We start from the raw sequence: 19331 nt of genomic DNA on the forward strand, positions 1-19331 counted from the left end.
GCTAACCGAAAAAGGGAGATTCACCCTGGATGGAAATTTCCTGCAAACAGGTCAGGGCTTGATGTGGGGTGCTCATCCATGAGTGAAACAGGCTTTTTCGCTTGGGAGCGCTGTTATCGGTTCTGTTTCTGTTTGAAAGGATTGTTGATCCAGCGGGTTATTGTGCGGCAGGCGACGCAGGTCCTGCGCGAACTTTTTTCCGCCAGCATGGCTGCGATCAGAGCTGTCAGGGGAATGGTGGCAATGAGCCCGACGCTGCCGGCCAGGGCGCGGACGATTTCCGCGGCGAGGTTGTCGCGGCCGATGATTTCGTTGAAGGGGATTTCGTAGGTGGTGAACAATAGCAGCAGATTCAGGCTGCTGCCGGCATAGGCCAGGATCAGGGTGTTCGACATGGTGCCCATGATGTCGCGGCCGACATTCATGCCCGCGCTCATCAGGCTTCCCATGGTCATGCCGGGGTTGTTGGTCTTGATTTCATGAATGGACGAAGAGATGGAAATCCCCACATCCATGACCGCTCCCATGGCACCGATGATGATGCCCGCGAACAGCAGACCCTTGAAATCGAGCTGGCGGCTGTAGAGGATCAGGTGGATGGCCTCGTCATTGCCCAGGCCGGTGAGATGGGCCATAGAGCCGATGGCAAAGGCCAGCAATCCGGCAATGCCGATGCCGCCGCTGGTGCCGATGATGGCAGCCAGGGTCTTGTGGTTGAAGCCGCTGACAAACAGCAGGGCCATGACGGTGATGATCTCGCAGATCAGGATCGCGACCAGGGCCGGGTTGTATCCCGCCAGAATCAGCGGCAGCAGCACCTTGAGGATAAGCAGCACCGTGATGGTCAGGGTGACGATTGTTTTCACTCCTTTGGAACCGCCCACGATGATCAGGCTGCCGAGAAAAATGACGACCAGATAAAGCAGCGCCACCTTGTCCTGCAGCAGCCGGTCCGTGACAAACGTCGCCGCCAGCACCTTGATGGCCAGCAGAACGATCACCAGGCAAACCAGGGCCATGCCCTTTCGACGCCACATCGCCATCCCCTGCCTAAATGGCCCCATCAGAGTGACAGGAGGAACTCGCGGCGGCGCAGCGCCGCTTTGCCGCCCGCGCGGCTGCCACGCGGGCCTTGGCCAGCCAGAGTTCCAGGCGACGGGTATCGCCGGTGGTGGTTTCGAGGCTGAGGTTGAAATCGTTGCAGAATTGACGGGCTGCGGCCAGCAGTGTCTCGCGCTCGCCCGCACCGGTATCGATGAACAGACCGCGCCGGTAATGGCTGAACAGCCGCCGTGCCATGGCCATGGGATCCTTGCCGTAGCGAACGACACGGTCCAGCTTGAGGGACTCAATCACCATTTTGGCACTGATCATGGCATAGCCGGGCGGGATGAACCAGGTGCCGGCTTCGCGACGGATCTCCTCGTTATAACGCTCCGGAGACAATAGCAAGGAGATGCAGTCATCAAACTGCGGCAGAATGACGGGAAGGTCGAATGCCTGCTCCAGGTCGCGCAGGGAGCGACAGAAGCCATAACCGAGAAAAATCGCATCCACCTCGGAAGCCAGGGCGCGGATTTCCGTTTCCAGCCGCTGGCGCATGTTCTGCGGCTCATTATGCAAGGTGGCGTCAAGAAAGATAACCCGACTCACCTCCGGGACGTCTGCCAGCAGGTTTTCGAGTTCCAGCCGCAGGGCGGAGCAGGCAATGACGCCTAGTCGCACGCCATCACCCTGTGGTTCGCTCTCCGGCGTCGCAGCGGAAATCAGAAGCCGAGACATTTCACAAATACCCGATCGAAATCCGGAAAATTGGCCAGCTCGATGACCTCGATCGCCGTCACCAGGGCGGCCATTTCATCGCGCAGGTCCTGATTGAGCAGCAGGGCGCAGCCACCGGCTTTGGAGGTGTTGCCGACGAACTTGATCTTGCCGGCGAAGGCCCGCGGCAGCAGCCCGAGCTTGAGCAGGCTTTGCTCCCGCAGATGATAGCCGAAGGCTCCCGCGATCAACACCTGATCGACCTGTTCGGCCGTGATGCCGCTGTCCTGCAGCAGAAATTCGATGCCGGCGCGAATCGCGCCCTTGGCCAGCTGCACCTGACGGACATCCTTTTGTGAAAGAAAAATATCGTCCGTCACCGCAAAGGCTGGCTTGCCCTCGCGCAGCACCAGCTTTTCCTTGAGGGCAGCGGGCAGCTGGGCTGCGTTGTCAGTGGCAGCGAAGCGGCCGTTGCCGCTGATGACGCCGTGCGCCACCAGCTCGCTGACGACATCGAGCAAGCCGCTGCCGCAGATGCCGGTCGCCGTGGCATTGCCGATGGTGCCAAGGTGCATGCTGCCGTCGGCAGCGACGGCAAAGGATTCCACCGCGCCGCGGCAGGCGCGCATGCCGCAGGAGATGTTCATGCCCTCGAAGGCGGGTCCGGCGGCGGTGGAGGTGGCGCGGAGTTCACCGTCACGCGCCAGGATCATCTCGCCATTGGTGCCGATGTCCACCAGCAGGGTGATCCCCCGGCGGCGATGGATGCCGGTGGCCAGGATGCCGGCGGTGAGGTCGGCGCCGACATAGCCGGAAATGACCGGTGGCAGGTAGATCAGGCCACTGGCGGCGATTGCCAGTCCCTGGCCGGCGGCGGCCACATGATTGCCGCCACGGATGACGGGGGTGTAGGGGTAGCGCCCGAGGGCAGCGGGACTGGTGCCGGTGGCCAGATGGAGCATGCAGGTATTGCCGCTGTACACCACCTCGTAGATGCGGCGGCTGTCCAACCCCGCCTGCTGCGCCAACTCCGCCGCCAGCCGGTTGATCTCCCCGGTCAGATCGGCGTGCAGGCTCTGCAGGCCGTTTTCCTGCGCGGCGAAATGAATGCGCGAAAGCACATCCTGGGCCTGGCGGCTTTGGGGGTTGAGGGCCGAGGCGGTGGCGATTTCGCGCCCGCTGGCGAGATCGACCAAGGCCGCCACCAGCGTGGTGGTGCCGATATCGACGACCAGGCCGACATGGCAGCTGCGCGTGTCCCCCGCTTCGGTAGCCAGCAACAGATCCCCGGCAAAAACATTGGTCACCTGCTGTTCTTCGACGTAGAGCTTGCGGATACAGGGAGCCTGTTCGACGGCAACCGCTTGGCCGTGGCTCAATACCTGCAGCAGGTCGCGCTGTTTGTCGACCGGGATTTCCACGCTAAGGTCGCCATGCACCTCGGCCTGGCAGGAGAGGAGCGCCACGTGTTCGTCCTTCGTCGGGAGCGAGACGGGGTCGGCGCCCCGGAGGCTGATATGGCGCAGGGATTCGCCGGCGAGCAACACCCTGCATTTGCCACAGGTGCCGATGCCGTTGCAGGGCGATTCGAGCAAAACGCCGGCCTGGCGGGCCGCTTCGAGCAGCGTCGTGCCAGGGGTGACGGTGACGGACTGGTGTTCAGGAAGAAAACGGACGGTAACCATGCCGGGCTGCCCTCGCGCTAAGCCGCTGAACGGTGATGGCGCACCGTTTCAGAAACGGCCTGCAGATTTTTGAGCGGCGTGCCGGGAGCGATGCCGCAGGCCGGCGCCAGAATGCCGACGCCCTGCTCCAGACACTGTCCGCTGACCCGGGCCAGCTTTTCCGGCGTGCCACGCTCCAGCAGAAAGGTACTGATATTGCCCATGCTCACCTTGCCGGGCGCCAGGTTACGCAACTGAGGAATGCCGACCACCGAATCGACGCTGACGGCCGCGGCGCTTAGCTGTTGCAGGGCGCCGCCCAGACTTTTGACATCGCCGCAGATATGGACGATGGTCGGCCGGTTGTGACGGCGGGAGAAGTGCTCGGCCATGCGGTTGAGGCAGGGCAGGACGAATTCCTCGAAGGCGCGGCGGCCGATCAGGTCGCCGGTGGCGCTCGGGTCGGCGATGCACACCGCGTCCGCGCCCGCCTCCATCAGGGCGTCGCCCAGGGCCAGCGCGTTTTGCAGCGCGCAATCGTTGAGGGCGTGGGCGGCCTGCTTGTCGCGCCGTATGGCACGGTAGTAGAGCAGGGGGTCGACCAGGGAAGTGGCCAGGCTGACTGGCCCACTGAGATTGGCAATGATGGGCACGTCGGGCGCCTTCTTCTTGAGCAGGCCGATGGCCTCGGCGCAAGCATGGGCCCGCCCCTGCGTGACATCGATAAAGCGCAGGCGGTCCAGCTGCGCCAGCTCATCCATGATATAGGATATGACGTGCGGTTCACTGGTTTTGCTGCCCAGATCCACCGCCGCACCCATCGCTTCGGCCTCCACGGTCATGCAGAAGGGCAGGCCGAGATTTTCGATACCGGTCAGGCGATTGGTGCCAAGGGTCAGCGCGGCCATCCTGGCCGCATCCGCATGGGCCTCGGGCCAGAAACTGTCGACCGCCTTCATCACCTCGGTGACGATCATGGTCATCATGCCGCCGGGGCAGATGAAGGGCGGGCCGTCCGCTGTCTGACCGGCCAGCGTCCTCAGCAGGCGTTCTTTCTGGGTCATGGTATACGTCTCCGGCCAGATCAGCTGCGCCAGCGCAGCAGCTTCTTTTCGATCAATTCAAAGAAAAAGGTGATGGCGGTGACGACCAGACCGATAAAGAAGATGCCGGCCACCACACGCGGATAATCCGCGAAATCGGAGAAATACTTGACATACCAGCCCAGCCCCGAGGAAGAGCCGATCATTTCCGCCGCCGTGAGCAGGATGAAGGAAAAAACCAGGCCCAGGGTCGCGCCGCTGAGGATGGCCGGCAGAATCGCCGGCAGGATGATGCGGAACAGCAGGGTCTTTTCCTTGACGTTAAGCACCCGCGCGGAATCGATGATCTTCGGTTCGATGTTGAAGGTGCCGTTCAGCGTGTTGATGAACACCGGCCAGAATGCGCCGATGAAAATGATGAAGATCGACGAGCATTTGAAGGTCGGAAAGATGGCAATGGAATAGGGGATATAGACGATGGGCGGTATTGGCCCCAGCACCTTGGTCATGGGATTGACCACGGCAAACAGTCGTTTGCGCCAACCGATCACCAGCGCCAGCGGAATGGCCGTGACCAGGGCCAGACCGTATCCCGCGCCCAGCAGCTGCAGGGAGCTGCCCAGGCATTTCATGAACATGGGAATTTCCCCGATGAACACCGCGATGACCTTGCCCGGCACGGGGAAAATCAGTCGTTCGAACAGATCCAGTTTGGTCGTGGTCAGCTCCCAGAGGATGACAACGGCGAAGACGATGGCGGTGATATCCGTTGTCGATCTGCGTTTGCTGTCATTGCTGGCCCAGAGCAGGCATGATACGCCGTACAGAAAGATCACAAACAGCAGAAAGCCGACGAGGTGCCAGGCATCGACATCGGTAACCGGGCGTTTTCCCGGCATGGCCAGCAGCAGCAATGCGACGCCGAACAGAATGTTGGCATGGTTTAGCAGGCGCGCGCCGAGTTGCAAAAATGGCTTGAACTGCGACGTCTTTCCCGCGATCTCAATATTTTCAGCGATCTGTTCCATGTCGTCCCCTTCTGTCTGAGGTTTTGCAAAGCTATACGGCAAGCCTGGTTTCTTCCACCAGGTCGGTGAACAACAGGCCGATCAGCCGGTTGCGCAGCGCGGTGTAGCTGTCCGTGTTGGCCAACTCGGACCAGTGACGGGGGCGAGGCAGGTCCACCGTGATCTGCTCTTTAACGCTCTTTGAGCAGGCCGACAGCACCACGATGCGGTCGGAAAGCAGGATGGCCTCATCCACGTCATGGGTGACGAAGATGACGGTTTTTTTCTTCTGCCCCGCGCGCCACAACTCCAGCAGCAGTTCCTGCAGTTTCATGCGGTTGCGTGCGTCCACCGCGCTGAACGGTTCGTCCATCAACAGGATGTCCGTATCCATGGCGAACGCCCTGGCGATGGTCACCCGTTGTTGCATGCCACCGGACAGCTGGTTGGGATATTTATCGCCGACATCATGCAGTCCGACCAGATCAAGATAGCGCTGGGCCGTGGCCTCGATCTCTTTGCGGCTCCGGCCGTCGCGGCATTGCTGCAGTCCGAATATCACATTGTCGCGGGCCGTCATCCAGGGGAACAGGGCGTAATGCTGAAACACCACCCCGCGCTCATGGCCTGTGCCCTTAATTTCCGTGCCGTTGAGCAGAATGCGGCCGCCGCCGGGACGGCTCAGCCCGGCAAGCAGCCGCAGCAGCGTGCTTTTGCCGCAGCCGCTGGGGCCGATAAGACTGATGAACTCGCCCTCGCGGATGGTCAGGCTCACCTTCTCGACCACCGGGGCGGTCACGCCCTGCTGCAGGTAGGAAAACGTGACGTTCTCCAGTCTGATCTTTTCCATTTGCTTTGCCTCTCATGGCGTCCGCCCGCCGGGAAACCGGCGGGCGGAAGTGCTGCGCTCATCGTTGCGGGTCATTGCCGGGACGATCAGTTGTTGACTGGGAATTCCCTGGCCAGTTGTGCGTAATTGGCGTTGTCGGGGTTTTCCCTGGTCAGGCGTTCCAGTGCCGCCACATAGGCGCTGGTATCGATGTGATCGTTGATGTCGATCTCGGTGTTGATAAAGCCCGTATCTTTCATGATGTTCCAGTAGCGGTTGACGGACTTTTTCAGCGGGTCCGGGCTGCAGATCATGGTGGCATCCGCCGCGTAGGTTTCCTTGGCGAGGTATTTGGGATCGACCTTGACGTATTTGGCGGTGATGGCGACGGTTTCTTCATGATGGGTCTGATAAAAATCGTAGGCCTTGATCAGGGCGGCCATGAAGCGTTGCCAGCGTTCCGGGTTCTGCTCCAGGTTCGAGCGCATGACGGCCTGACGGCAGCAGACGTTGTTTTCAAACAATTCAGTGATATACATGGCCACCTTCACCCCCATGTCTTCCGACATGGCCACGAACGGCGTCCAGATCAGGGCGGCGTCCACGCTGCCTTTTTTCAGCGCTTCCATGGTGGCGGCCGGCGATTCCATTTCGGTGATGGTGGCATCGCCGTTACGCCAGTCGATACCGGCATCGAGCAGCGCCCCGCGGAAGATGACGTCGGCCGTGGAGAGGCGCACGCTGGCGATCTTCTTGCCGCGGTAGTTGTGGATATCCTTCAACTCCTCATAGCGCTCCGGCGCGCAGACCAGGGCGCAGGCCCCGGAGTTCTGACCGCCGATGACGACGACATCCGCACCCTTGGCGGTAAACGCCAGTGGCGCCGAGACGCCGAAACTGCCGACATCAAGCTTGTTGGCGATGGTGGCATTCAGTCCCTCGGCCGAATTGGTAAACAAAAACAGCTCGGCGTCGAGACCTTCCTCTTCAAAAAAGCCCTTCTCCTTGGCCACGAAATACAGCAGGTGCTCCGGCGAAGCCAGATAGCCGACATTGACCTTGTCCAGTTTCTGAACGGGGGCCGTGCTGTCCGCAGCCATCTTTTTTTTGTTGTCGCATCCGCTGAGCAGCAGTGCGGCGGTCACACAGAGCAGCGCCGCCATCGAAAACCATTTTTTCATTGTTGTTGTCTCCTTGAGAGATAGGGAATCGACCGATATTGCCGTTCGATCGTCGTACAGGGTGTCGTGAGCGGCCGATTGTTCGTTCTGGCCGATCAGTCCAAGACTCAGGCCATGATCACGTCATGGCGGCGAGTTTGTCCGCGGTAATCGGCCAGCCGACTTCCCGCGTCATATCGAGCATGGCGTCGATATTGGCGAAGGGGACCTCCGTCGGCAGGCTGCAGCCCGAAGCGACGATGAACCCCTTGGGGTTGTCGTAGGCCTTGCGGATGCAGTCCAGGGTCTCCGCCCGCACGTCGGCAACGCTCCCTTGCAGCAGGGTTTCAGCCGTGGCCACGTTGCCCATGACCCGCACCCGGTGGCCGACGGACTCCTTGGCCTTGCGCAGGTCTTCCATTTCATCAATGCTGATGCAGTCGGCTCCGGCGTCGGCCATCAGCGGCCAGATCCGCTCGGTCTTACCGCAGATATGCAGCGTCACCGGCTTGCCGCGCCCATGCATGAATTCGCACAGGCGCTTGAGGTAGGGATAGGAGAACTCCTCGAAATAGGCCGGGCTGATGATGGTGTTGCTGGAAACCGGTTCGGTCAGACCGAAGGTGCTGCCGGTGTCGAGTACCGCCTCGGCGTAGTTGAGCGCCGACTCCAGGGCGATTTCACACAGACGGTGGACCCCTTCGGGGTCGCGGCGCATCATGCGGATCAGCTTGTCGGTGCCGATCAAAAAGGAGGCGGTGGTCAATGGGCAGACCACCGCGCCCGACACCGGCACCTGGTGGCCGACCTCTTTTTGGGCGATTTCAAGCGCCTGTAGCAATGCCGGCAGGTTGCCGTCACGCCAGGGGTTGGCAGGCCGCAGCCGGCCGATATCGGCGATATCCGCGATGGCCGGGGTTTCGAGGTGGGCGGTTTCGTCGCGGGGATAGCAGACCGTCGCGCCCATGGCCTCGGCCAGCACGTAGAGGTCGGTGAAGATGCGGACCGTGTCGTAGCCGAAGCGGCGGTACGCCGCCAGGTGGGCGGCGGCGATGAGCGGGCCATTGCCGCGAAATTCGGAGATTTTGCACCCCAGTGCCCGCGCCGCGCCGTTGCCGACCACGGGCACACAGGGAAGACGATCGATCGACTCGCCCTTGGCATAGGCGGCAAACCGCTCCATGGGAGTCATTTGATCCTTGTTCATGCGCTTTCCGTTCAAAGAGGAGGATGGAGGACGGACCAGGGCGCTGGATGCGCTCCGGCTCAGGCCGCCTTGTCTGCGGCAAACAGCCGGGTGGCGACCCGCACCGCCCCGGCGGCGTTATCGGCATAGCCGTCTGCGCCGATGCGGTCGGCAAAGCCCTGCGAGATCGGCCCGCCGCCGATCAGCACCTTGAACCGGTCACGGACGCCCTCCTGTTCGAGCATCCGGATAATGGTGGCCATGCTGTCCATGGTCGTGGTCATCAGGGTTGACAGGCAGATCAGTCCGGCGTTGACCTCAAGCGCCTTGCGCACGAACTCCGCCAGGGGTACGTCACGACCGAGATCGTAGATTTCGAAACCGGCGACATCGAGCATGATTTTGACCAGGTTTTTACCGATGTCGTGGGTGTCGCCCTCGACAACCCCGATGACGCAACCGATCTTTTTCTGAGCGTTGTCTTTTTTGATATGGGGTTTGAGTATCTCCAGACTGGCATACAGGGCATCCGAGCAGATCAGCAGTTCGGGCACGAAATACTCTTCCTGATCGTAAAGTTCGCCAGCCCTGTTCATGCCCACGACCAGGCCGTTGGTGATGGCATCAAACGCATCCAGTCCGCTGTCGATTGCTTCCTGTGCCACGCTGATGGCCAGATCCTCATCCATATTGAGGACTCCGTCCGCCAAATCCTGGAGAATCTCTTCCCGTGATCGTGCCATCTTCAAACTCCTTCCGCTTTCATTGAACGAATCCGGCAGAGCGTGCTCGGCCTATTGTGGGCTGCGTGACTGCGTGGTGGTTTATCCTGCGATTTTTTTACGGCCGATGATCTCGATGAACGCTTCGATGCGCACCTTCAGCTGCTCGGTATCCGACGGGGAGTAGTCGGTTTCGATCTGCAGAAACGGAATCTTCAGGCTGTCCCGCACATGTTTTTTCAGATTGATGGATTCGATGTTGTAGGTGTGACAGGACTGCCAGGTGAGATCGATCACGCCATCCACCTGGAAGTCCTGCGCCAGCTGCTCGACCAGATCCAGGCGGCCCTGGTTGGGTGTCATACAGGAGCAGGGCACGCGCAGGTAACGCTCGGCCAGGGCGGCGATGGGATCACCGCCCTGGCTCACGGGATCCACCTTCTTGTAGGCGGTGCAACTTTCAAAGCAGACGACATTGGCTCCGCAGGACTCGATGATCTGGACCACCTTGTCCGAGCCGATGCCGATGGGGACGCCGCTGAGGAGAATACGCGGTGTTGCCGCCGAATAGGGAGACAGGCCTTGCTCGGCCAGGGTGCGCAGCTCGGCCGTGAGACGATCGACCAGCTCGATAACCGCCTGTTTGTCGCAGGAAAACCCGCGATTATGCAACACCGTGAGCATGTCCAGACCACTGATGGGTGACGGCACGTGGCGGCAGACATCCTGCAGATCGCGCAGGGAGCGCCGTTCATCGTTCATCAGCCGGATGGCGTCATGCAGTTTTTCATCGCTGATTTCGACGGCGAAGGCTTCCTCTAGCCGCGCTTTCAGCCGCAGCATTTCTTCGCACCAGTATTTCAGCGCCGTTTCGTCCTGCGTCTGCGGCAACTGCATGACATGCAGCGGCTTCAGCTCGGCGAGTAGTTCGTACATCTTTTTTTTGCCGTCACAGGTCGTTTCGGCCAGGATGAGGTCGGCGAAATAGAAGTAGGGGCAGGTATCGGAAACGGCAAAGCCGTAGCTGGATTTGATGAGCGGACACAGGCTGCGGGGCAGAATTTTTTCCGCCGCCGGAATCGGGGTCTGGCTCGTGCCGCACAGCGATACCGGCAGGGCGCCGGCCGCCAGCACCAGTTCGGCCGGCGAATAGATGCAGTAGGTCCCGACCACACGCAGTCCCTTGTCCTTGGCTTCCTTCAGAGCCAGGGTATTTTTTTCCCGCAGGGTGGCGATTTCAGCAAAGGTTTTGGCTTGGATCATGTCGAAGGCCTTTTCGGGATGAAGGGGAGGTCAGCAGGTCCTGGCCGATCAGGGCTGCGCCCAGAGCGCCGACGAACTGCGGGTTGGCCGGAACGTGCAGCCGGGTACCGAGGTTGTGGGCGATCCTGTGACAGATTTGCTCGTTGCGCGCCATGCCACCGGTAAAGGTCACTCCTTCCATCAGGGGCACTTTGCCGGACAGGGCATGGATGCGCTGGGCAACGGTATCAATGACGCCGGCGGCAATGCCGGCTTTTCCGACGCCGCGCGCCAGCAGCCCCGTCACCTCCGCTTCGGCAAAGACTGTGCACATGCTGGAGAGGGCAACTGGTTCGGCCGTTGAGGCCAGGGCGCCAAGATCATCCAGGCTGACATCCAGGATTGCCGCCATGATCTGCAGAAAACGTCCGGTGCCGGCGGCGCACTTGTCATTCATGATGAAGTCGGTCACTTCGCCCTCCTCATCCAGAGCGATGACCTTGCAGTCCTGGCCACCGATGTCGATAACGGTGCGCGTTGCGTTGTGGAGAAAATGGGCTCCCAGGGCGTGGCAGGTGATCTCCGTGACCCGGCGCGTGAAGAGGGGCAGGGAAATGCGGCCGTAGCCGGTGCCGATGATGGCGCCTACCTGGCTTTGCTGGACGCCGGCGGCATCCAGTGCCTCATTCAGTACCTGCAGCCCGGCTTTTTTCGGATCCCAGCCCGTGGGTGTCATGGATTGACCGAGAATATGGTCGGTAAACACTACCGCCTTGGTGGCGGTGGAGCCGATATCGATGCCCAGGCTTATCACACCATGCTCATGGTGCGACATGGGCCTTCTCTTGTGTCTGGCGGGAGAGTCTGTTCCGGGTTGTTGACATGATAAGTCTGGTGCCCAGGCAGGGAGATTGCTTCACTGGTGCCGTGGGTGACAAGCAAGATGATTTCGCTCTGCCGAAGAGGGGTGTGGCAATATTTATACGCATACTTGACATGGTCGCTTTTCGTACCAGTGTGGGTTTTTGATGGGTTTTAAGGGGATTCAAAACGCAGAGATAGTAGATAGGAATATGGAAAGCGTCAAATAGGAACTTATGATATTTTCGATAATAGATATTGAAAAAAGTTATAGCTCCCTGGGCGTGGTCTCTGAGGTGCCTTTACACCGACGATCAGGCACATCGGTTGCGGCAATCTGGTTTACAAAAGGCTTCGGTGGAGAAAACATGGGAATTTGCGCCAGGCGACACAAGGTGGTTATTCTATCGGTTTGCTCAGAACCCTGTCGGGGGATGGCCTTATCGAGCTGCTGGGCGAAAACTGGTAGTTGTTCATCTGGCCGGCCAAGGCTGGCTGATTTCACCAGTCGTCGCTGAACACACGAACGCCCGCCGGGAGCTTTTCCGGCGGGCGTTCGTGGTGCAGGCGGGGGCGGTGTCGCCTGTCGGGGTCAGAAATGCTCGAAGGCGTTGTCGTCCAGCGCGATCTGGGCTGTTTTGCCGGCCGTGGGCGCTCCCCAGCTGGTGCGGCCTGGCTGGGCGGCGGGCCTGGCGGCCGGTTGGCGCGCCGCCGGTTTTGCCAGCGCCGGCCGGCTGCCGTCTCGGAGAATAAAACGCTGCAGCATTTGCAGCAACTCCGCCGCCTCATGAGCCAGTTCCTCGGCGGCACTGGCGCTTTCCTCGGCGGTGGCGGTGTTCTGCTGAATGACCTGATCGATCTGGCCCAAGCCCTGGCTGATCTGGCTGATGCCCTCGGCCTGGTCGCTGGAGGCGGCGGCAATCTCCTCGGCCAGATCCGACACCTTCGAAACGCCGGTGAAGATGGCTTCGAGGGACTGCGCGGTCTGGCTGGCGATCTCGCTGCCGTTTTCGGTTTTGGCGGTTGAACCGGCGATCAGATCGGCCGTTTCGCGGGCGGCCTTGGCGCTGCGCGCCGCCAGATTGCGGACCTCCTCGGCCACCACGGCGAAGCCCTTGCCATGCTGGCCGGCGCGGGCGGCCTCGACCGCGGCATTGAGCGCCAGCAGATTGGTCTGAAAGGCGATCTCGTCAATGACCTTGATGATGCGGTTGATGTTCTGGCCGGCCGTGCGGATATCGTCCATCGCTTCGACCATGCGGCGCATCTTCTGGTTACCCTCTTCCGCCGCCTGCTTGGCCTGGCTGGAAAGCTGATTGACCTGGTGGGCATTGTCGGCATTGTGCTTGGTTTGGCCCGCCATCTGCTGCAGGGAGCTGGAAATCTGCTCCAGGGACGCCGCCGACTCCGTCGCGCCCTGAGACAGATTCTGACTGGCTTCCTCCACCTGGACCGCCTTGCGGTCGATCTGCAGGGCGGCTTCGTTGACCCGGCTGAGAGAATCATTGAGCGAATGGAACATCTGGCGATAGGCCAGGCCGAGGCGGTCCTTGTCCGACAGCACCGCGACCTCGCCGGTCAGTTGGCCGGCGGCGATGGCTTCGGCCAGATCGGCGCGGCCGGCCAGCATGGCGGCCATCTGGTTCATGGTGTCGGCCAGATGGCGCAGCTCGTCACGTGACTGCAGTTGCAGGCGGGCGGCCAGATCGCCCCGGCCGATGGCATCGGCCATCCGGGCCAACTGGCTGATGGGGCGGGCCACGTTGCGGCCCATGGCGACAAAGATACCGACAATGGCCAGCAGCAGCACCGGCAGGGCGACGTAGAGCATCAGCTCCAGCCGGTGGATGCGCTGCTGTACCGCCAGCAGGCCCGCGTCGGCCTGGGCATCCTTGGCGGCAATGATCTTGGGAAACACCTCGCGTGACTGCATGGCCAGCGGCGTGGCCGTGCGATGGTAGTCGGCATAGCTGGCGGCGCGCTCGGCCACCGGCAGGGTTTTCAGGCCGCGCACATGGCGGCGGCCATCCTCGACAAAGGCCAGGGTGGCGGCCTTGGCGTCTGCGATCAGGCGGCTTTCCTCGGCCGTGGCGGAGCGTTGTTCCAACACCTGATAGGCCTTTTCGATGGCAGCAATTGTTTGGTCAAGAGCGGCCAGATCCTTGTCGATATCGGAGCCGAGCATGATGTTGCGTGTCAGCCGGCTGACATAGTTGACATCGCGACTGATTTCCAGCAGCGCCACCTTGCCGGCCATGGAGACGTCCTTGAACTCTACGAAATCCTGCTCGATGCGGTGCAGACTCCAGATGGCGATCAGGGCCAGCAGCAGGCAGCCGCTGAACAGGCCGATGCCGGTCAGAATGAGTTTGAGGCGGATGCTCATGGTGGTTTTCCCTCCTTGATTGGGATGGCAGGTGAGCTGTGGCATTGCGGGGTTCGGTGTTTTGCCCACGCGGAGGCGTCAAATGGCAGGGTTGCCGGCGTGGTCGGGCGCTTTGGCCCTGGCCGTGCAGCGAGTGTGCCACAGTTTCATAAGAGAGCAATAGCCTCATGAGCAAAGCAGGGCGCCGGCGTCCGGCCTTGCGCCGGCCGGCATATCGGGCATACCGGCGCGGCCCGCGAATGTGCTACGATTCTTTTTTGCTGCCGTCGCGAAACGTTTATCCTGGCACTTTGGCTCACCGGCAGGCGCAAGCGCGGCTTGCGCCTGCCTAATAAATCAGCAGTTTGCAAACCGAGCCCTCTTTTTTTCAACGCCCCGGCGCCGTTCAGCCGGGGCAGCAGGGGATTCTGACCGATATGGCCCAGTTCGTTCTCAAATCGCCTTATGCCCCGGCCGGCGACCAGCCGCAGGCCATCGCCGAACTGGTCGAAGGGTTGCGCCAGGGGGTGCCCCATCAGGTGCTGCTGGGCGTCACCGGCAGCGGCAAGACCTTCACCATGGCCAACGTGGTGGCGCAGGTGCAGCGTCCGACCCTGGTGCTGGCCCACAACAAAACCCTGGCGGCGCAGCTCTACGGCGAGTTCCGCGAGCTGTTCCCCGCCAATGCCGTCGAATACTTTGTGTCGTATTACGACTACTATCAGCCCGAGGCCTATGTTCCCAGCACCGACACCTTCATCGAGAAGGATTCGGCCATCAATGAAGAGATTGACAAGCTGCGCCACAGCGCCACCCGCAGCCTGCTGACGCGGCGCGACGTGCTCATCGTTGCCTCGGTGTCCTGCATCTACGGCCTGGGTTCGCCGGAAGCCTACTACGGCATGCTGGTCGGGCTGGAAACGGGCATGAGCCTGGAGCGCAACGCCCTGCTGAAGAAGCTGGTCGAGATTCAGTACGAGCGCCATGACGCCGACTTTCATCGCGGCAGTTTCCGTGTGCGCGGCGACAGTGTCGAGGTGTTCCCGGCCTATGAGGAGAATCTGGCCCTGCGTATCGAGTTTTTTGGCGACGAGATCGACGCCATCAGCGAGATCGATCCGCTCACCGGCAAGGTGATCGACCGGCTGGAACGCACCAGCATCTTTCCCGCCAGCCATTATGTCGCCACCCGACCGGCACTGGAGCGCGCCATCAAGCAGATTCAGGACGAGCTGCAGCAGCGCATCGCCTGGTTTCGGGAGCGCAACGAACTGGTGCAGGCCCAGCGCATCGAACAGCGCACCCTGTTCGATATTGAAATCATGGAGGAAATGGGCTACTGCCAGGGCATCGAGAACTATTCGCGCTATCTCGACGGCCGCCGGCCCGGCGCGCCGCCGGCCACCCTGTTCGACTACTTTCCTGCCGATGCCCTGCTGATCATCGACGAAAGTCACGTCAGCGTGTCGCAGATCGGCGCCATGTACCGCGGCGATCGTTCGCGCAAGGAAACCCTGGTGGCCCACGGCTTCCGCCTGCCGAGCGCGCTGGACAATCGGCCGCTGACCTTTGACGAGTTCGAAGCCAAAAACCTGCAGACCATCTATGTGTCGGCCACGCCGGCCGACTACGAACTGACCAAGGCGGCCGGGGTGGTGGTGGAGCAGATCGTGCGGCCCACCGGCCTGGTCGATCCGCCCATCAGCGTGCGGCCGGCGCGCGAGCAGGTCGATGACCTGATCGGTGAAATCCGCGCCACCCTGACGCGCCAGGGCCGGGTGCTGGTCACCACCCTGACCAAGCGCATGGCCGAGGATCTCACCGGTTATCTGGAAGAGCTCGATCTGCGGGTGCGCTATCTGCATTCCGACATCGACACCGTCGAGCGCATGGAGATCATCCGCAGCCTGCGCCAGGGTGACTTCGATATCCTCATCGGCATCAACCTGCTGCGTGAAGGGCTCGACATCCCCGAGGTCGAGCTGGTGGCCGTGCTCGACGCCGACAAGGAAGGCTTTTTGCGCAGTGAACGCTCGCTGATCCAGACCTGCGGCCGCGCCGCCCGCAATGTCAATGGCCACGTTATTCTCTACGGCGACAAGATTACCCGTTCCATGCAGGCCTGCATCGACGAAACCGAGCGCCGTCGCGCCCAGCAGCTGGCCTTCAACGCCGAACATGGCATCACGCCACGCAGCGTCACTAAATCACTGCGTACCATTCTGGAGGATCTGACCCTGGCCGAGGCGGAGCTGCCGCAGGTGGCCGAAACCCCGGCCGCCTGGCACGATCCGGCCGCCCTGGGCCGGGAAATCCGCCGCACCCGCGAGGCCATGCTGGCGGCCGCCGCCGAACTGGACTTTGAACAAGCGGCCCAGCTGCGTGACCGCCTGCTGGTGCTGGAAAAACAGCAGCTGGGGCTGCCCTGAAAGACGTCGGATGTCGCTTGTTACGAGGGCCGACCCCCTATCCAAAGGAGCACAGATGAACACGGAGAAACCCCAACTTGGTTTTATCGGCGCCGGCCTGATGGGTCTGCCCATGGCCCTGAACCTGCTGCGGGCCGGTTATCCGCTGACCGTGTGGAACCGCGATGGCGCCAAGTGTGCGCCGCTGGTGGCGGCCGGGGCGCGGCAGGTGGCCACGCCGCTGGAGGTGGTGGCCGCGGCGGAGGTGACCTTTTCGATGCTGGCTGATCCGGCGGCGGCGCTGGCGGTGTGTTTTTCACCCCATGGGGTGATTCAGGGCGTGGGGCCGGGCAAGGCCTATGTCGAGATGTCGACCATCGACCCGGAGACGGCCTGCAAGATCGGCATTTCGGTGCAGGCGCGCGGTGCCCTGTTTCTGGAGGCGCCGGTGTCGGGCTCGACGCCGCAGGCGCAGGCCGGCGAGTTGGTCATCATGACGGCGGGTGACGAGGCGCTGTATCACCAGATCGGGGATCTTCTGGCCCTGTTGGGCAAGAAGCATCTTTATCTGGGCGAGGTGGGTGCCGCGTCGAGCATGAAGCTGGCGGTCAACATGCTGATGGGCGGCATGATGGCGGCCTTCTGCGAGGCCCTGACCCTGGTGCAGACGGCCGGGCTTGATGGGCAGGCATTTCTGGAGATTCTGGCTGCCGGCGCCCTGGCCGCGCCGATCTTTCAGGCCAAGGGCGACAAGATTCGCCGGGCCGACACGGCGACACCGCAGTTTCCGCTCAAGCACATGCAGAAGGACCTGCGGCTGGCGGTGCAGCTGGGCGATGTGCACCATGTACCGCTGGCGGTGACGGCGGCGGCCAACGAACTGTACAAGCGCGCCTGTCAGTGTGGTCTGGAAGAGGCCGACATGGCGGCGCTGTTTGAAACCCTGCAGGCGCGTTCGCTGCCTGGCTGGGGTAAGCCGTTGGGGGCTTTTGGCAAGAAACGCTGATGACGACTTCTGGTGAAGTCATCTTTTTTCGAAGGCGTCAATGCTCAAGCCGCTGGCGCAGCGGCGGGGGAGGCGGATCATGAGCGACTGGCTGTTACTGGTGAGTGAGCGGGAAGAGCTGGGAGCGGTGTTGCATCAGGCGCTGAAGTCGAACTACCGCCTGTTGCGGGCCGATACGCCAGCGCGGGCCGATGCCCTGTTGCGGCGGCTGCCGGCGCTGGTGTTGCTGGATGGCCTGCTGCCCGCCGCGCCGGCCTGGGCTGCCTTCTGCCTGGGGTGCGAGTGCAGTGGCCGGCCCACCCTGCTGTGCTGCCTGGCGGCCGAGGAGGCGCGTAACACCGGTGGCCTGCCTGACGACTGGCTGGTGTTGCCGCAGCTGGCGCCACCGGCGGTACTGCGCCTGCTGGTACGCAGTCTGCTGCAGCGGGCGCAGGCGCAGATGGAGCGCGATCTGGCCCAAGGGCGCCTGTTCGAGCGCGAACAGAAACTGCACGAAAGCCTGCGCTCGGCGGTGGCCATTCAGCAGAGCCTGATGCCGATCCGCTTTCCCGATCTGCCGGACTATGCTTTCGCCAGCTGCTTCTCGCCCTGCGAATCGGTCGGTGGCGATCTGTTCAACCTGATGCAGCTGGACGAGGACTGGCTGGCGCTGTACATGCTCGATGTCAGCGGCCATGGTGTGCCGGCGGCGATGGTGACGGTGTCGCTTTTTCAGGCGCTGTCGCCCCAGACCGGCCGCCTGGTCAAGCAGCGTGACGGCCAGGACGGTTACCGCCTGGTGCCGCCTGCCGAGGTGCTCAGTCGGTTGGATCAGGAATATCCCTTCGAGCGGTTCGACGCCTTTTTTACCATCAGCTATCTGCTGCTGCACCCCGCCAGCGGTACCCTGCGTTATGCCAGCGGCGCCCATCCGCCGCCGCTGCTGTTGCAGGCGGATGGCCACAGCCGCTTTCTCGATTGCGACGGTACCCTCATCGGCCTTGGCGGGCTGGTGCCCTTTGAGGAAGAGCGTTGTCAGCTGCAACCGGGTGACCGGCTGTTTCTGTATACCGACGGCATTCTTGAGCATGAGAATGGCCGGGGTGTCCAGTTCGGCCGCGACCGCTTGCTGGAGGTGCTGCAGGCCAGTCGTCAGTTGCCGCTGCAGCGCCAGTGCGACCGCCTGCTGGAGGTGGTCCATGCCTTTGGTCATGGTCAGCCGCCGACCGACGACGTGACCCTGCTGGCGGTGCAGCGCCGGCCCGAGGCGGCGGCCTGACCAGCTTCTGACCAAAGGCTCACAGAATCCTGACAGAAAAAGGCGATGAACTGTTGCCAACCGAGGGCTGCCCATGAGCGATAAAGAAACGATTTTGATTGTCGAGGACGAGGAAGACATTCTCGCCCTGATTCACTACAACCTCAGCCGCGCCGGTTATACCGTGCTCAGTGCCACCTGTGGCGAGGAGGGGTTGGCGCTGGCCCGCCAGCAGCAGCCGGACCTGGTGTTGCTCGATCTGATGCTGCCGGGGATGGATGGCCTGGAGGTGTGCCGCCGGCTGAAAAGCCAGGACGACACCCGCCGCCTGCCGGTGATCATGATCACGGCCAAGGGGGAGGAAGCCGATATCGTTACCGGGCTGGAGCTGGGCGCGGCCGACTATGTCACCAAGCCGTTCAGTCCGCGGGTGCTGCTGGCGCGCATCAAGGCGGTGCTGCGGCGTGACACCGAGCCGGTCGAAAGTGCTGCGGCGACCGAGCCGGTGTGCATTGAACGCCATGGCCTGTCGATCCACCCCGGCCGCAACGAGGTGCTGGTCGAGGGCGAGCGGGTTGAACTGACCTATACCGAGTTCCGGGTGCTGCATTTCCTGGCCAGCCGGCCCGGCTGGGTGTTCACCCGCTACCAGATCGTCAATGCCGTGCGCGGTGAGGATTATTCGGTGACCGATCGCGCCGTCGATGTGCAGATCGTCGGCCTGCGGCGCAAACTCGGCCCCTGCGGCCACTGCATCGAAACCGTGCGCGGCGTCGGCTACCGTTTCCGCGACTGACCGGCCACAGCGTCCGGCGGCGCAAAAACACACCAGCGGCGGCG

16 protein-coding genes are annotated in these 19331 nt (G+C 62.1%); 4 read left to right on the plus strand and 12 right to left on the minus strand.

All coding sequences use genetic code 11. The features are described from left to right. Nucleotides 1-113: 113 nt before the first annotated feature. From BLR80_RS00170 to BLR80_RS00225, 12 genes are all read right to left on the minus strand, one after another. Complete coding sequence (locus BLR80_RS00170; protein WP_171906250.1) at nucleotides 114-1037, minus strand: YibE/F family protein; 924 nt, start codon at nucleotides 1035-1037, stop codon at nucleotides 114-116. Nucleotides 1038-1050: 13 nt separating this feature from the next. Continuing rightward, nucleotides 1051-1782, minus strand: a complete 732-nt coding sequence (locus BLR80_RS00175; RefSeq protein WP_092075200.1) for a DUF1638 domain-containing protein — start codon at nucleotides 1780-1782, stop codon at nucleotides 1051-1053. Then, nucleotides 1767-3446 carry an ASKHA domain-containing protein gene (locus tag BLR80_RS00180; protein WP_092075201.1) on the minus strand — a complete coding sequence of 560 codons (1680 nt, stop codon included), beginning with the start codon at nucleotides 3444-3446 and terminating at the stop codon, nucleotides 1767-1769. Before BLR80_RS00180 ends, BLR80_RS00175 begins: the two co-directional genes overlap by 16 nt. 17 nt (nucleotides 3447-3463) lie before the next feature. Beyond that, nucleotides 3464-4489 carry a uroporphyrinogen decarboxylase family protein gene (locus BLR80_RS00185; protein WP_092075202.1) on the minus strand — a complete coding sequence of 342 codons (1026 nt, stop codon included), beginning with the start codon at nucleotides 4487-4489 and terminating at the stop codon, nucleotides 3464-3466. Between the two features lie 20 nt (nucleotides 4490-4509). Continuing rightward, nucleotides 4510-5496, minus strand: coding sequence for an ABC transporter permease (locus BLR80_RS00190; protein WP_092075203.1), 987 nt, complete (start codon nucleotides 5494-5496; stop codon nucleotides 4510-4512). A 31-nt stretch (nucleotides 5497-5527) separates the two neighbouring features. Then, nucleotides 5528-6325 (minus strand): ABC transporter ATP-binding protein, encoded by a 798-nt coding sequence (locus BLR80_RS00195; RefSeq protein WP_092075204.1) that lies wholly within the window; start codon nucleotides 6323-6325, stop codon nucleotides 5528-5530. Between the two features lie 86 nt (nucleotides 6326-6411). Next, nucleotides 6412-7485, minus strand: coding sequence for an ABC transporter substrate-binding protein (locus BLR80_RS00200; RefSeq protein WP_092075205.1), 1074 nt, complete (start codon nucleotides 7483-7485; stop codon nucleotides 6412-6414). Between the two features lie 118 nt (nucleotides 7486-7603). Continuing rightward, a complete protein-coding gene (locus BLR80_RS00205; protein ID WP_092075206.1) occupies nucleotides 7604-8671 on the minus strand; it encodes a uroporphyrinogen decarboxylase family protein in 1068 nt (355 codons plus the stop codon). Nucleotides 8672-8730: 59 nt separating this feature from the next. After that, the gene (locus BLR80_RS00210) at nucleotides 8731-9393 is read right to left on the minus strand and encodes a corrinoid protein (RefSeq protein ID WP_092075207.1); all 663 of its coding nucleotides are present in this window, start codon (nucleotides 9391-9393) and stop codon (nucleotides 8731-8733) included. 81 nt (nucleotides 9394-9474) lie between these two features. Then, complete coding sequence (locus tag BLR80_RS00215; protein WP_092075208.1) at nucleotides 9475-10635, minus strand: double-cubane-cluster-containing anaerobic reductase; 1161 nt, start codon at nucleotides 10633-10635, stop codon at nucleotides 9475-9477. Then, nucleotides 10610-11449 (minus strand): acyl-CoA dehydratase activase, encoded by an 840-nt coding sequence (locus BLR80_RS00220; RefSeq protein WP_245691260.1) that lies wholly within the window; start codon nucleotides 11447-11449, stop codon nucleotides 10610-10612. Before BLR80_RS00220 ends, BLR80_RS00215 begins: the two co-directional genes overlap by 26 nt. Nucleotides 11450-12067: 618 nt before the next feature. Then, nucleotides 12068-13861 (minus strand): methyl-accepting chemotaxis protein, encoded by a 1794-nt coding sequence (locus BLR80_RS00225; protein WP_171906251.1) that lies wholly within the window; start codon nucleotides 13859-13861, stop codon nucleotides 12068-12070. 416 nt (nucleotides 13862-14277) lie between these two features. Between BLR80_RS00225 and uvrB the strand changes: the two genes are divergently transcribed. The 4 genes from uvrB to BLR80_RS00245 all read left to right on the plus strand — a co-directional run bounded on the left by uvrB (nucleotide 14278) and on the right by BLR80_RS00245 (nucleotide 19287). Continuing rightward, on the plus strand, nucleotides 14278-16269 hold the full coding sequence (gene uvrB / locus BLR80_RS00230; protein ID WP_092075210.1) for an excinuclease ABC subunit UvrB: 1992 nt from the start codon (nucleotides 14278-14280) through the stop codon (nucleotides 16267-16269). A 55-nt stretch (nucleotides 16270-16324) separates the two neighbouring features. Continuing rightward, entirely contained in the window at nucleotides 16325-17254 is a 930-nt protein-coding gene (locus BLR80_RS00235) for an NAD(P)-dependent oxidoreductase (RefSeq protein WP_092075211.1), read from the plus strand. A 79-nt stretch (nucleotides 17255-17333) separates the two neighbouring features. Beyond that, nucleotides 17334-18512, plus strand: a complete 1179-nt coding sequence (locus BLR80_RS00240; protein WP_171906252.1) for a PP2C family protein-serine/threonine phosphatase — start codon at nucleotides 17334-17336, stop codon at nucleotides 18510-18512. A 73-nt stretch (nucleotides 18513-18585) separates the two neighbouring features. After that, nucleotides 18586-19287 (plus strand): response regulator transcription factor, encoded by a 702-nt coding sequence (locus BLR80_RS00245; RefSeq protein ID WP_092075213.1) that lies wholly within the window; start codon nucleotides 18586-18588, stop codon nucleotides 19285-19287. Nucleotides 19288-19331 lie beyond the last annotated feature (44 nt).

This window comes from Desulfuromonas thiophila (assembly GCF_900101955.1).
In the GTDB taxonomy this organism is placed as follows: domain Bacteria; phylum Desulfobacterota; class Desulfuromonadia; order Desulfuromonadales; family Desulfuromonadaceae; genus Pseudodesulfuromonas; species Pseudodesulfuromonas thiophila.

Coding starts and splice junctions, on each gene's coding strand:
- BLR80_RS00170 (WP_171906250.1), bottom strand. CDS start 1,037: ATGTGGCGTCGAAAGGGCATGGCCCTGGTTTGCCTGGTGATCGTTCTG.
- BLR80_RS00175 (WP_092075200.1), bottom strand. CDS start 1,782: ATGTCTCGGCTTCTGATTTCCGCTGCGACGCCGGAGAGCGAACCACAG.
- BLR80_RS00180 (WP_092075201.1), bottom strand. CDS start 3,446: ATGGTTACCGTCCGTTTTCTTCCTGAACACCAGTCCGTCACCGTCACC.
- BLR80_RS00185 (WP_092075202.1), bottom strand. CDS start 4,489: ATGACCCAGAAAGAACGCCTGCTGAGGACGCTGGCCGGTCAGACAGCG.
- BLR80_RS00190 (WP_092075203.1), bottom strand. CDS start 5,496: ATGGAACAGATCGCTGAAAATATTGAGATCGCGGGAAAGACGTCGCAG.
- BLR80_RS00195 (WP_092075204.1), bottom strand. CDS start 6,325: ATGGAAAAGATCAGACTGGAGAACGTCACGTTTTCCTACCTGCAGCAG.
- BLR80_RS00200 (WP_092075205.1), bottom strand. CDS start 7,485: ATGAAAAAATGGTTTTCGATGGCGGCGCTGCTCTGTGTGACCGCCGCA.
- BLR80_RS00205 (WP_092075206.1), bottom strand. CDS start 8,671: ATGAACAAGGATCAAATGACTCCCATGGAGCGGTTTGCCGCCTATGCC.
- BLR80_RS00210 (WP_092075207.1), bottom strand. CDS start 9,393: ATGGCACGATCACGGGAAGAGATTCTCCAGGATTTGGCGGACGGAGTC.
- BLR80_RS00215 (WP_092075208.1), bottom strand. CDS start 10,635: ATGATCCAAGCCAAAACCTTTGCTGAAATCGCCACCCTGCGGGAAAAA.
- BLR80_RS00220 (WP_245691260.1), bottom strand. CDS start 11,449: ATGTCGCACCATGAGCATGGTGTGATAAGCCTGGGCATCGATATCGGC.
- BLR80_RS00225 (WP_171906251.1), bottom strand. CDS start 13,861: ATGAGCATCCGCCTCAAACTCATTCTGACCGGCATCGGCCTGTTCAGC.
- uvrB (WP_092075210.1), top strand. CDS start 14,278: ATGGCCCAGTTCGTTCTCAAATCGCCTTATGCCCCGGCCGGCGACCAG.
- BLR80_RS00235 (WP_092075211.1), top strand. CDS start 16,325: ATGAACACGGAGAAACCCCAACTTGGTTTTATCGGCGCCGGCCTGATG.
- BLR80_RS00240 (WP_171906252.1), top strand. CDS start 17,334: ATGAGCGACTGGCTGTTACTGGTGAGTGAGCGGGAAGAGCTGGGAGCG.
- BLR80_RS00245 (WP_092075213.1), top strand. CDS start 18,586: ATGAGCGATAAAGAAACGATTTTGATTGTCGAGGACGAGGAAGACATT.